Origin of the sequence: Corynebacterium sp. (assembly GCF_052107835.1) — a bacterium.
Classification (GTDB): domain Bacteria; phylum Actinomycetota; class Actinomycetes; order Mycobacteriales; family Mycobacteriaceae; genus Corynebacterium.
The window spans coordinates 1-12,088 of sequence record NZ_JBQEDF010000074.1; the positions used below are offsets into that span (position 1 = coordinate 1).

A 12,088-nucleotide genomic window follows, 5' to 3' on the forward strand; every position below is an offset into this window, starting at 1 on the left:
GAATCGGGTGCGGCGTTCGATGTCCGGAAGAGGGGCACAAACGCCGCAATCTAGACAGTCCCAACAGAACCCCGGGGCCCCTTCACCGGCGGTCCCGGGGTTCATTCATGGTCAGCGGGCTACCAGAGTCGTCTCGAAGTCGTAGAGGTCGGGCCGGTAGCAGTGGCGGCCGATTTCCACGGTCTCACCGGAATTGTCCAGTGCAGTGCGCTGGACCGTCAGCAAGGGGCTGCCTTCGTCTATGTTCAGCAGGCCAGCCTCTTCTGCGGTGGCTCTCCGGGCCCCTATCCGCTGGTTGGCCACCTTGAACACCACGCCGGAACCGCGCAGGTAGTCGTAGAGCCCACCACCGGTCAGATCATCTTCGGTGATGCCCGCGTACGCGGAGGGGAGATGGTTCTCGAGGATTGCCATCGGGGTGCCGTCCATCAGCCGCAGGCGGCGGAGGTGGGCCATGGGTTCCCCGGTCGCCTGCCCCAGCTGGGACGCGAGTTCGGCAGGGGCGGGGATGCTTTCACATACCAGGACGTGTGTGGAGGGGTTGCGGTGGGATTCCTGTAGGTCATTGAAGAGGCTCGTGAGTTCGACCGGTCGGGTGACATGACTCTGGACCACCTGTGTGCCGATGCCCCTCCGGCGGACGAGAAGGCCCTTGTCCACAAGTTCCTGGATCGCGCGGCGAATTGTCGGGCGTGACAGCCGCAGTTTGTCCGCGATGACGAGTTCGCTCTCGATCCGGGCGCCCGGGGGGATCGTCCCGTTGCGGATGCTTCGTTCCAGTCGTTCCGCCACCTGGTAGTAGAGGGGGACCGGACCGTTCCGGTCAAGGTCGGAGAACTGCTCGGCGGGCCAGACTGGTGCGTCATCCGACATGGGTTGTCTCCTTTTTCAGCCTGGGAACCTGCCTTCACGGCAATCGGATTCCCAGGGGGATCTCAGCAATGCTTCCATGGTCACACCCCATGGTAGTAGCGCGGGCTCAGGAATGTTCGGAAGACAGGTCATCAGGTCGACTGTTGCGTTCGTGGCCAAATGTGCTATTGTCAGGACATGCGATTGTGATCGTCGCCATACTCTGTCCCATGCGTGAAGGGTTGCACACACCACTATGACAACATCAGTCACCCCCCACGACGTCCTGTCGATCGGTCGGCTCGGAGTCGACGTCTACCCGCTCCAGAGCGGATGTGGTCTCGAGGACGTCGAATCGTTCGGAAAGTACCTCGGAGGGAGCGCCGCGAATGTCGCGGTCGCCTCTGCCCGCCACGGGCGGAACGTCGCTCTGCTGTCCCGTGTCGGCGACGACCCCTTCGGCCGCTACCTCACCGCTGAACTCGCCAGGCTCGGCGTGGACAACCGGTATGTGGCGACCGACCCGGCGCTCAAGACCCCGGTAACCTTCTGCGAGATCTTCCCGCCGGACGATTTCCCCCTGTACTTCTACCGGGAACCGAAGGCCCCGGACCACAACATCGAGACCGGGGACCTGAACCTCGATGACGCGATGACGTCCCGGATCCTCTGGTTCACCCTCACCGGCTTCAGTGAGGAGCCGAGCAGGTCGACCCAGCGGGAGATACTCGCGGCCCGCCACGGGTACCAGGCCCGCCAGGGCTCTTCCGGAAAGGCGTTCACCATTTTCGACCTGGATTACCGTCCGATGTTCTGGAAGGACCCCCAGGAGGCAACCCGCGAAGCGGAGTGGGGCCTGGAGCACTGCACCGTGGCCGTCGGCAACCGTGAGGAATGCGAGGTCGCCGTGGGGGAGACCCAGCCGGAATGGGCGGGACGTGCGCTGCTGGAGCGCGGGGTCGAGCTCGCGATCGTCAAGCAGGGGCCCCGCGGAGTGCTCGCCATGACCGACAACGAGACGGTGGAGGTGCCCACCTTCCCGGTGGACGTCGTCAACGGGCTCGGGGCGGGCGACGCGTTCGGCGGTGCCCTGTGCCACGGCCTGCTGTCTGAGTGGCCCCTGGAACGGGTTCTCCGCTTCGCGAATGTTGCCGGAGCTGTCGCCGCCTCCAGGTTGGAGTGCTCGACGGCGATGCCCACCACCGATGAGATCGAAGCCCTTCTCGACCGGGCACGAGCAGAAGGACTGACATGACCAAGGCCAAGACACTCACCGAGCTGAACTTCGATGCTCTCCGCAGGCTCCGGGCGGAGGACCCGGGGGCCATCGTCGACAGGCTCCGGAACCGTCGGCGCCGGGAACTGCTCAGGGGCGACGGCAGGTTGTTCATCGTCGCCGCAGACCACCCGGCCCGCGGTGCGCTGTCCGTCGGCAGCGAGCAGGACGCCATGGCCAACCGCTACGAGCTCCTCGAGCGCATGGCACTGGCGCTTTCCCGCCCCGGGGTCGACGGTGTGCTCGGCACGCCGGACATCATCGACGACCTCGCCGGCCTCGGACTCCTGGACGACAAGATCGTCGTCGGTTCGATGAACCGCGGAGGACTGCGCGGCGCGTCCTTCGAGATGGACGACCGCTACACCAGCTACACCGTCCAGGCGATGGCGGACGCCGGCATCGACTTCGCCAAGACCCTCATGCGGATCAACCTGGACGACCCGGGAACATCCCCCACCCTGCAGGCCACCGCCCGGGCGGTCAACGACGCCGCGGCGAACGAGCTGCCGATCATGCTCGAACCCTTCATGAGTTCCTGGGTGGACGGTGCCGTGCGCAACGACCTGTCACCGGAGGCAGTGGCACTGTCCGTCGCCATCGCCTCCGGCCTGGGGGCCGACTCCACCAGAACGTGGATGAAACTCCCCGTGGTCCCGGACATGGAGCGGGTCATGGAGGCAACCACCATGCCGACGCTCCTGCTCGGGGGAGACCCCGGAACGGACCCCGACGAAACCTTCGCCACCTGGGAGAACGCGCTGTCGTTACCCGGTGTCCGCGGCCTGACCGTGGGTCGCACCCTTCTCTACCCGCAGGACGGGGACGTCGCAGGCGCCGTCGACACCGCGGCATCGCTCGTCCACCCGACGCAGTAGTCACCCCACCTACAGAATCGAGGAAAGAATGACCACGAATATTTCCCACTGGATCGACGGCTCCGTCCGCGAGTCCACCAGCGGACGCACCGCCCCGGTGTACAACCCGGCGACCGGAGAGGTGACGGGTAATGTCGCGCTCGCCGACCAGGCGGAGATCGACGAGGCCATCGCCTCGGCCGTACGCGGCCGCGACATCTGGGCGAACCTGTCCATCGCCAAGCGCCAGGCCGTGATGTTCAACTTCCGGGAGCTGTTGAACTCCCGGAAGGGTGAGCTCGCCGAGATCATCACGGCCGAGCACGGCAAGGTGCTCTCCGACGCGATGGGTGAGATCCTCCGCGGACAGGAGGTCGTTGAACTGGCCACCGGGTTCCCGCACCTGATCAAGGGCGGCTTCAACGAGAACGTCTCCACCGGTGTGGACGTCTACTCGCTGAAGCAGCCGCTGGGGGTCGTCGGGATCATCAGCCCGTTCAACTTCCCCGCCATGGTGCCGATGTGGTTCTTCCCGGTCGCCATCGCCGCAGGCAACGCAGTCATCCTCAAGCCGTCGGAGAAGGATCCCTCCGCGGCACTGTGGATGGCCGAGCTGTGGAAGGAGGCGGGACTGCCGGACGGCGTGTTCACCGTCCTGCAGGGAGACAAGCTCGCGGTCGACGGGCTCCTGAACAGCCCCGACGTGGATTCGATCTCGTTCGTCGGCTCCACCCCCATCGCGCAGTACATCTACGAGACCGCCGCGAAGAACGGCAAGCGTGTCCAGGCCCTGGGCGGGGCGAAGAACCACATGCTCGTCCTTCCCGACGCGGACCTCGACCTCGTCGCCGACCAGGCGGTCAACGCCGGCTACGGCGCGGCGGGGGAGCGGTGCATGGCCGTCTCCGTGGTCCTTGCGGTCGACCCCGTCGCCGACGAACTGATCGGGAAGATCAGCGAACGCATCAGCAACCTCCGCATCGGAAACGGTGCCGGCGGTGACGCCGGCGAACCCGACATGGGCCCCCTGATCACCGATATCCACCGCGACAAGGTGTCCGGGTACGTTGATATCGCGGAGCAGGACGGCGGCAGAATCGTCGTCGACGGCCGTGGGTTCACGGTCGACGGACACGAGGACGGCTTCTTCTTCGGTCCCACCCTCATCGACGACCTGCCCGCGACATCCCGCGCCTACAAGGAGGAGATCTTCGGACCGGTGCTCACCGTCCTGCGGGTCTCGAGCTACGACGAGGGACTGGACCTGATCAACTCCGGCGAGTTCGGCAACGGCACCGCCATCTTCACCAACGACGGTGGTGCGGCACGCAGGTTCCAGAGTGAGGTCCAGGTCGGCATGATCGGCATCAACGTCCCGATCCCGGTGCCGGTGGCCTACCACTCCTTCGGTGGCTGGAAGGCATCGCTGTTCGGCGACGCGAAGGCGTACGGGGTGCAGGGCTTCGAGTTCTTCACCCGTGAGAAGGCGGTGACCAGCCGTTGGCTGGACCCCGCCGCCCATGGAGGCATCAACCTGGGCTTCCCCCAGAACGACTAGGAGGAGACATGACGACAGCACCAGAGCGCTGGTTCCACCGCCGCGGCAGCCTCGCCAGGGAGAAATGGCAGAGCGTTGTCGACGGAGACACCCCGGGTTGGCAGTACACCGGGATCCGGGTCATCGAACTGGCCGAGGGTGAGAGCGTGGACCTCGACGGGACCACGGTGGAGCGGATCATCATCCCGCTCGCCGGAGCATTCGACGTGAGTCACCACGGAGGCAGTGAACGGACCCACCTACATGGACGGCCGTCGGTCTTCGACGGTCCCACCGACGTGCTCTACCTGCCGACCGGTGTGACCGCGGAGATCACCGGCGGACCCGGCGGCGCGGATGGTGTGGGACGGGTCGCCGTCGCCGAAGCCCCCACCGCGGAATCCCGGGAATGGAAGTACATCGCGCCGGAGGGCACCCCGGTGGAACTCCGCGGCGCCGGCCGGTCGAGCCGCCAGGTCCACAACTTCGGGACCCCCGAAGCCCTGGACGCGGCACGCTTGATCGTGTGCGAGGTCATTACCCCCGGTGAGAACTGGTCGTCCTACCCGCCGCACAAGCATGACGAGCACGTCCCAGGCCATGAGTCGAAGCTCGAGGAGATCTACTACTTCGAGAGCGCTCCCTCCCGGGTCGGTGGCAACCCCGAGGCCACCGAGGGAGCTTTCGGGATGTTCAGCACCTACTCGTCACCGGCCGGGGACATCGACATCAACGCCATGGTCCACACCGGCGATATTGCACTGGTCCCCTACGGCTACCACGGCCCGGCTGTGGCGGCACCGGGGTATGACCTCTACTACCTCAACGTCATGGCGGGACCGGACCCCGAGCGGGTCTGGCTGATCAACGACGACCCCGCGCACGGCTGGGTCCGGGATACATGGGACGGCCAGGCATTCGATGACCGGTTGCCGTACACGAACGAGAAGAAGGGGTAGGACCGATGTCTGAGACAAGGACGATGACGGTCAGCCAGGCGCTGGTGGAGTTCCTCGCCCACCAGTGGACCGTCGACGGTGACATCCGGGAGCGCACCATCCCGGGGGTGTTCGGTATCTTCGGCCACGGCAATGTCGCCGGCATCGGGCAGGCGCTGAAGCAGTTCAATGCGGAGCAGGCGGACCTGATGCCCTACCACCAGGCCCGCAACGAGCAGGCCATGGTTCACCAGTCGGTCGGTTACGCCCGCATGCACCGTCGGCGCGCCACCTTCGCCTCAGCGGCGTCGGTGGGGCCGGGGGCCACGAACATGCTGACGGGGGCGGCGCTGGCCACCACGAACCGCATGCCGGCACTGCTCCTCCCCAGCGACACCTTCGCCACGCGGGTCGCCGACCCGGTGCTCCAGCAGCTCGAGCAGCCCCACGACATCGGACTGACGGTCAATGACGCGTTCCGTCCCGTCTCGAAGTTCTTCGACCGGGTGCAGCGTCCCGAGCAGCTGTTCTCCATCGCGCTGGCCGCGATGCGGGTGCTGACTGACCCGGCGGAGACCGGGGCCGTGACGATCTCCCTGCCCGAGGACGTCCAGGCCGAGACCATCGAGGTGCCGGTGGAGTTCCTGGCCGACCGGGAATGGCACATCCGCCGTCCCCCGCCGGAACCCGCCGCAATCGCGCGTGCCGTGGAGGCGATCCGCTCGGCGAAGAACCCGCTGATCGTCGCCGGTGGCGGCGTCCTCTACTCGGGCGCGGAAGAGCAGCTCCGGGAGGTCGTCGAGGCTACCGGAATACCGGTCGGTACCTCACAGGCCGGTGGAGGGGTCCTGGACTGGGACCATCCGCAGAATCTCGGCGGTATCGGCTCCACGGGTACCCGGGCGGCGAACCGCATCGCCGGGGAGGCCGACGTGGTCATCGGCATAGGAACCCGGTACAGCGACTTCACGACAGCCTCCCGTACCGCCTTCCAGAACCCGGATGTCACGTTCGTCAACGTGAACATCGCGTCCTTCGACGCCTACAAGCACGGCACCCAGTTGCCGGTCATCGCCGATGCGAGGGAAGCACTGGAGTCGCTCGCCACCGAACTTGATGGTCTGCGGGTCGGTGCTGACTACGCACAGCGGATCGTTGACGAGAAGGCGTCCTGGGACGCCACCGTCGATGCCGCGTTCGAGCCGTCCGGCCGTGAACTCCCGGGCCAGCCCGAGATCATCGGTGCGGTGCAGTCGTCCACCGACCCGTCGGACGTCATCGTCCAGGCGGCGGGGTCACTGCCCGGTGACCTGCAGGGTCTGTGGCGGGTACGGGACCCGCTGGGTTACCACGTGGAGTACGCCTTCTCCTGCATGGGCTACGAGATCGCCGGCGGCCTGGGTGCGAAACGTGGTGTGCTGGCCAACGGCGACGACCGCGACATCGTGGTCATGGTCGGCGACGGTTCGTACCTGATGCTGAACACGGAGCTGGTCACCGCCGTCGCCGAAGGCCTCAAGATCATCGTCGTCCTGATCCAGAACCACGGCTACGCCTCGATCGGTCACCTGTCCGAGACCGTCGGATCCGAACGCTTCGGAACCTGGTACCGGGAGTACGACCAGGATGCACGCAACTTCCAGGGCGATCAGGTGCTCCCGGTCGACCTGGCGATGAACGCCCGCAGTTACGGCATGGATGTCATCGAGGTTGATCCCGGCTCAGGGGCGGTCAACGACCTGAAGGCCGCTGTCGCGCAGGCCAAGGAATCCAGCAGGTCGACCTTCATCCACATCAACAGCGATCCGTTGATCTACGCGCCGGACGGTGAGGGGTGGTGGGACGTCCCCGTCCCCGAAACCTCGACGCTGGCCAGCACACAGCGGGCGCGTACGGACTACGAGCAGCAGCAGGCCAACCAGCGCCCGCTGCTGGGCTGAGACAGACAACGCGAGAAACAAGGAGAAGCATCATGACTACATCGTCGGCCGCCCCGGCCGGAACCCCGGCCGCCTCGGTGGCGGGGGAGAACCCTGGCCTGCGTATCGGCACCGCACCCGATTCCTGGGGCGTGTGGTTCCCGGACGACCCGAAGCAGATCCCGTGGGACCGTTTCCTCGACGAGGTCGTCAAGGCCGGGTACAGCTGGGTCGAACTCGGTCCGTACGGCTACCTTCCCACTGATCCGCACCAGCTCGAGGACGAACTGGGTAAACGGGACCTGAAGCTGGCCGGCGGTACCGTATTCACCGGCTTCCACAAGGGTGACGACCAGTGGCAGCGGGCCTGGGACCAGGCTCTCGATGTCGCCGGTCTGGTGGCGGACCTCGGTGCGGAGCACCTGGTGGTGATCCCCGACCTGTGGCGCAGCGACGCCGATGCCGAGGTGCTGGAGTCGCGGACCCTCACCGATGACCAGTGGACCAAACTTGCCGCCGGACACGACCGGCTCGGCAAGGCGCTGCTGGAGGAGTTCGGCATCCGGCAGCAGTTCCACTCCCACGCCGACAGTCACATCGGAACCACCCGCGAGGTGGTGAGGTTCCTCGACGAGACGGACCCCCGGTACACGAACCTGTGCCTGGACACCGGCCACTTCGCCTACTACGGCGGCGACAACGTCAAGCTCATCGAGGAGCGGCCGGAGCGCATCGGTTACCTTCACCTCAAGCAGGTGGACCCCGAGCTGCTTTTCGACGTCCTGAAGAACGACGTCCCCTGGGCAGACGCGGCAGGGCAGGGAGTCATGGTCGAGCCGCCGAACGGCATCCCGGACCTCGCACCCGTCATCGAGGCCGCAGCCCGCATCGACTCCGAGATCTTCGCCATCGTCGAGCAGGACATGTACGGGTGCGAGCTCGAACGCCCGTACCCGATCGCCCACCGCACCCGGGAACACATCCTCGGATGCACCCACCTTGCACGCATGCACTGATCCGACGCGGATCCGAACACGAAAGAGTAGGGCAATGAGTACGAACAACAGTCTCCGCATCGGCGTGGTCGGTGCCGGCCTCATGGGTGCCGACCACATCAAACGGATCACCTCGACCATCAGTGGGGCTCACGTCTCCGCCGTCGTTGAACCGGACAGGACCCGCGCGGAGGATGCGGCACGCCACGCCCCCGGGGCATCCGCGTACGCCAGCATCGAGGAGACGATCGCCGCCGATGCCGTTGATGCCGTCGTCGTCGCGGTCCCCGGTAAGTTCCACGAGCCCGTCCTGGTCCCTGCGCTCGAGGCGGGTCTGCCGATCCTGTGTGAGAAACCCCTGACCCCGGATCCGGAATCGTCGCACCGCATCCTGGAACTTGAGCAGAAGCTCGACCGTCCCCACATCCAGGTCGGATTCATGAGGCGCTTCGATCCCGAGTACATCGCGCTGCGTGACCTCGTCGCCTCCGGGGAATCCGGTGACCTGGTGATGCTCCGTGGAGTGCACCGTAACCCCTCAGCCGGCGAGTCGTACCACCGTGAGATGCTCATCACCGACTCGGTGGTCCATGAGTTCGACGTGATCCCGTGGTTGGCGGACTCCCGCATCGTGTCCGTCGAGGTCCGCTACCCACGCTGCAGTTCACTGGCGCACGAGGGTCTGCGGGAGCCGATCCTGGTGATCATGGAGCTCGCCAACGGGGTACTCGTGGACGTCGAGATGAACGTGAACATCCAGTTCGGCTACCAGGTCGCCACCGAGGCCGTCTTCGAGGAGGGGCTGGCGCGCATCGGCCAGCCCTCCGGCATGCAGCGGTTCCGTGAGGGCCGGTTCGAGATCGCCGAGCACGCCGACTTCACCACCCGTTTCGCCGGGGCCTACGACAGTCAGGTCCAGCGCTGGGTGGACGCGGTCGCCACCGGTGAGCTGGTGGACGGGCCGAACGCCTGGGACGGCTACCTGGTTGCCCTGGCGTGCGAGGCAGGGGTCAAGGCACTGGACGGCGGGGTCGTTCCGGTCGACAGTGCCGAGCGTCCTGCGTTCTACGCCTGAGCCCCACGCCCAACGGCACACGCCTGACAACAGTGTTCCCGCGAAAGTCACAGAAAGCCCACGAAGGAGGACGCCATGGTGCGCATCGCCCTGGACCCCACACCGCTACACACCTACCATGACCTGCTGGAGTTCCCGGACGTCACCGCACGTCTCGGCTACGAGTACATGCAGCTGACCCCGCACCCCGACTTCGGCCCGTTCTTCCGGCACCCGAAGGCCGACCGTGGCCTGGTTGCCTCGCTGAAGAAGAGGCTGTCGGACGCGGGGGTCATCATCCCGGCCCTGCTGCCGGTCCAGCGGATTTCGTGGCCGGACGAGCAGCTCAGGCAGGCGGGTGTGCGCAATATGCGGCGGATCATCGAGTTGGCGGTGGAGCTCGGCGTCGACACCCTGAACACCGAGTTCTCCGGACGCCCTGAGCGTGCGGAGGAGTCCGAGGACGCCTTCTACCGGTCGATGGAGGAGCTCCTCCCCGTCCTGGAGAGGGAGGGGGTGCGGATGAACATCGACCCGCACCCGGACGACTTCGTGGAGGACGGGCTGGAAGCCTGGCGGGTCATCCGTGGGTTGAACTCAGAGCAGGTCGGTTTCGTCTACGTTGCGGCGCACACCTTCCACATGGGCGACCGCGCCACCTCGCTGATCCCCGAGCTCGGCGACCGGCTGGGTGCCGTCTACGTCTCCGACACCTTCGACCAGCACCGGTCGCACGGCCTGCGGTACATCACCAACCCGCCCGGCAACCCGGTCCGCGTCCACCAGCACCAGAAGGTCGGCGACGGCGACGTGGACTGGAAGGAGCTGTTCGGTGTCCTCCGGGCCTCCGGCTACCTGGACCGCGAGGACGCGCTCTTCGTCTCCAATGTCTTCGGGGAGAACGAGAACTACGAGGATGTCTCCCGCTACCAGCTGTCGACCATCCGTGATCTGGTCAGCGGCGACTAGCCGGACGGACACCCGACGGTGACTCCACGGCAGCGCAGTTTCAGCATCCCGGTCGCACTTCTCGCGGCGGGGATGCTGTTCCTCGAGATCCTCGACGGCACCATCCTGGTGACGGCGATCCCGGCGATCGCCGCGGACCTCGGGGTCAGGACCGTGGACGTCAGCGTGGTTCTCGTCGCCTACCTCGTCTCCGCCGCGGCCTGCATGCCGGCCGCGGGTTGGCTCACCGACCGGTACGGGGTCCGCAGGACGCTGCTCTGGTCCATCGCCGGGTTCACACTGGCCTCCGGGGTGTGCGCGGTCGCGCCGAACCTGACCGTGCTGGTCGCGGCCCGGGTCGCCCAGGGGATCGCCGGGTCGCTCATCGTCCCCGCCGGCAGACTGGCGGTGGTCCGGGGAACGGATGCGGAGGACCTGCTGGACGCTATCGCGTACCTCACCTGGCCTGCGCTGGTTGCTCCGGTGGTTGCCCCGTTGCTCGGCGGCGTCCTGGCGGACACGGTGGGTTGGCGGTGGATTTTCCTGGTCAACGTACCGTTGGGCGTGCTGGCCTTCATCGCCGGTCTTCTTGTGCTGCCACGCGGTACCGAACGTCCACCGGGGAGGTTCGACACCGGGGGCTTCCTGGGCGTGATGGTGGCGATGGTCGCCGTGACGGCCGCCGCCGAGCTGCTGACCAGCGGACGCCAGGGGCATGTCCCGGCGGCGGGTATTGCGGTGTTTGTCCTGGTCGGAGGTGTGACGGGGTGGATGGCGGTGAGGCACATGAAACGTGTGGCGACGCCGTTGTTCGCCCTGGATGTGATGTCGGTGCCGACGTTCCGGGTCGGCAATCTGAGCGGCAGTGTCTACCGCCTCATCATCACGGCGGCTCCGTTCCTCTTCACCCTGCTGTTCCAGGTCAGGTTCGGGTGGTCGGCCACCGCAGCCGGCGCGGCCGTCGTGGCACTGTTCCTCGGCAACGTGGCCGTCAAACCGTTCACCTCGCCCATCATCCGACGGTGGGGGTTCCGGAACGTCCTCGTCTTCTCCAACCTGGTTGGAGGGCTGGTACTCCTCGCTGCCGTGGCCCTGTCCGCGGATACGCCTCCGGCGGTCATCGTGGCGCTGCTCATCGTCTCCGGGATACTGCGGTCGGTGGGGTTCAGCGCCTACAACACGTTGCAGTTCGTCGATATCGCCGAGGACGGTACAGCCAACGCCAATGTCCTGTCCGCCACCCTGCACCAGCTGGCGACGTCCCTCGGGGTCGCGGCCGCAGTTCTCTTCATCCACCTCGTCGGCCACCAGTGGGCATTCGCCCTGGCCGCTGCATTGTTCCTGTTCCCGCTGTCCGGCGCGCTTGCGCTGGGGAGGGATGCTGGCGCGAAGGCGCTGGCGCACACCCGTCAATGACCGGGCCCACTGGCCCGCAGAAAGTTGGTACCCACCATGACTGTTCCCACCGGATCCCCGGTACGCATCGGACTCGTCGGCTACGGGGTCGGCGGCAGGCTCTTCCACTCGCCCTACATCGTGGCGTCCGGGGCATGTGACCTCGTCGGCGTGGTGGCCCGCTCGGAGGGCACGCGGTCGGCGGTCCGTGAGGACCATCCCGGGGCCGCGATCGTCGGATCACTGGACGAACTCATCGAGCTGGGTGTGGACGCCGTGGTCATCTCCACCCCGCCGGATACCCGCCGGGACCTTGT

The 12,088-nt window shown here is 66.6% G+C and carries 11 protein-coding genes; 10 read left to right on the forward strand and 1 reads right to left on the reverse strand.

Annotated features, from left to right (window positions below; genetic code table 11):
* Window positions 1–111: 111 nt before the first annotated feature.
* Window positions 112–873, reverse strand: coding sequence for a GntR family transcriptional regulator (locus tag ACTIL2_RS14130; protein ID WP_442338111.1), 762 nt, complete (start codon window positions 871–873; stop codon window positions 112–114).
* Window positions 874–1,108: 235 nt separating this feature from the next.
* Here ACTIL2_RS14130 and iolC point away from each other — a divergent pair, with 235 nt between their 5' ends.
* The 10 genes from iolC to ACTIL2_RS14180 form a co-directional block, all read left to right on the forward strand.
* Entirely contained in the window at window positions 1,109–2,107 is a 999-nt protein-coding gene (iolC, locus tag ACTIL2_RS14135; protein WP_442338112.1) for a 5-dehydro-2-deoxygluconokinase, read from the forward strand.
* Window positions 2,104–3,006 carry a class I fructose-bisphosphate aldolase gene (locus tag ACTIL2_RS14140; protein WP_442338113.1) on the forward strand — a complete coding sequence of 301 codons (903 nt, stop codon included), beginning with the start codon at window positions 2,104–2,106 and terminating at the stop codon, window positions 3,004–3,006. The genes iolC and ACTIL2_RS14140 overlap by 4 nt, the downstream gene beginning before the upstream one ends.
* A gap of 28 nt (window positions 3,007–3,034) precedes the next feature.
* On the forward strand, window positions 3,035–4,543 hold the full coding sequence (locus ACTIL2_RS14145) for a CoA-acylating methylmalonate-semialdehyde dehydrogenase (RefSeq protein ID WP_442338114.1): 1,509 nt from the start codon (window positions 3,035–3,037) through the stop codon (window positions 4,541–4,543).
* A gap of 8 nt (window positions 4,544–4,551) precedes the next feature.
* Window positions 4,552–5,481 (forward strand): 5-deoxy-glucuronate isomerase, encoded by a 930-nt coding sequence (gene iolB, locus ACTIL2_RS14150; RefSeq protein WP_442338115.1) that lies wholly within the window; start codon window positions 4,552–4,554, stop codon window positions 5,479–5,481.
* Window positions 5,482–5,486: 5 nt separating this feature from the next.
* Complete coding sequence (iolD, locus tag ACTIL2_RS14155) at window positions 5,487–7,400, forward strand: 3D-(3,5/4)-trihydroxycyclohexane-1,2-dione acylhydrolase (decyclizing) (RefSeq protein WP_442338116.1); 1,914 nt, start codon at window positions 5,487–5,489, stop codon at window positions 7,398–7,400.
* Between the two features lie 32 nt (window positions 7,401–7,432).
* Window positions 7,433–8,395 (forward strand): sugar phosphate isomerase/epimerase family protein, encoded by a 963-nt coding sequence (locus tag ACTIL2_RS14160; RefSeq protein ID WP_442338117.1) that lies wholly within the window; start codon window positions 7,433–7,435, stop codon window positions 8,393–8,395.
* A 34-nt stretch (window positions 8,396–8,429) separates the two neighbouring features.
* On the forward strand, window positions 8,430–9,449 hold the full coding sequence (locus tag ACTIL2_RS14165; protein WP_442338118.1) for a Gfo/Idh/MocA family protein: 1,020 nt from the start codon (window positions 8,430–8,432) through the stop codon (window positions 9,447–9,449).
* A gap of 75 nt (window positions 9,450–9,524) precedes the next feature.
* Entirely contained in the window at window positions 9,525–10,397 is an 873-nt protein-coding gene (locus tag ACTIL2_RS14170) for a sugar phosphate isomerase/epimerase family protein (RefSeq protein WP_442338119.1), read from the forward strand.
* Window positions 10,398–10,415: 18 nt separating this feature from the next.
* Entirely contained in the window at window positions 10,416–11,792 is a 1,377-nt protein-coding gene (locus ACTIL2_RS14175; protein ID WP_442338120.1) for an MFS transporter, read from the forward strand.
* Between the two features lie 36 nt (window positions 11,793–11,828).
* Window positions 11,829–12,088 (forward strand): Gfo/Idh/MocA family oxidoreductase (locus ACTIL2_RS14180; protein ID WP_442338121.1); only part of this gene is annotated, 260 nt, incomplete at its 3' end.

Excerpts from the sequence above, each read along its gene's own strand:
- ACTIL2_RS14145 (WP_442338114.1), top strand. The coding sequence starts at position 3,035 with ATGACCACGAATATTTCCCACTGGATCGACGGCTCCGTCCGCGAGTCC.
- ACTIL2_RS14165 (WP_442338118.1), top strand. The coding sequence starts at position 8,430 with ATGAGTACGAACAACAGTCTCCGCATCGGCGTGGTCGGTGCCGGCCTC.
- iolB (WP_442338115.1), top strand. The coding sequence starts at position 4,552 with ATGACGACAGCACCAGAGCGCTGGTTCCACCGCCGCGGCAGCCTCGCC.
- ACTIL2_RS14140 (WP_442338113.1), top strand. The coding sequence starts at position 2,104 with ATGACCAAGGCCAAGACACTCACCGAGCTGAACTTCGATGCTCTCCGC.
- iolC (WP_442338112.1), top strand. The coding sequence starts at position 1,109 with ATGACAACATCAGTCACCCCCCACGACGTCCTGTCGATCGGTCGGCTC.
- ACTIL2_RS14160 (WP_442338117.1), top strand. The coding sequence starts at position 7,433 with ATGACTACATCGTCGGCCGCCCCGGCCGGAACCCCGGCCGCCTCGGTG.
- iolD (WP_442338116.1), top strand. The coding sequence starts at position 5,487 with ATGTCTGAGACAAGGACGATGACGGTCAGCCAGGCGCTGGTGGAGTTC.
- ACTIL2_RS14130 (WP_442338111.1), bottom strand. The coding sequence starts at position 873 with ATGTCGGATGACGCACCAGTCTGGCCCGCCGAGCAGTTCTCCGACCTT.
- ACTIL2_RS14170 (WP_442338119.1), top strand. The coding sequence starts at position 9,525 with ATGGTGCGCATCGCCCTGGACCCCACACCGCTACACACCTACCATGAC.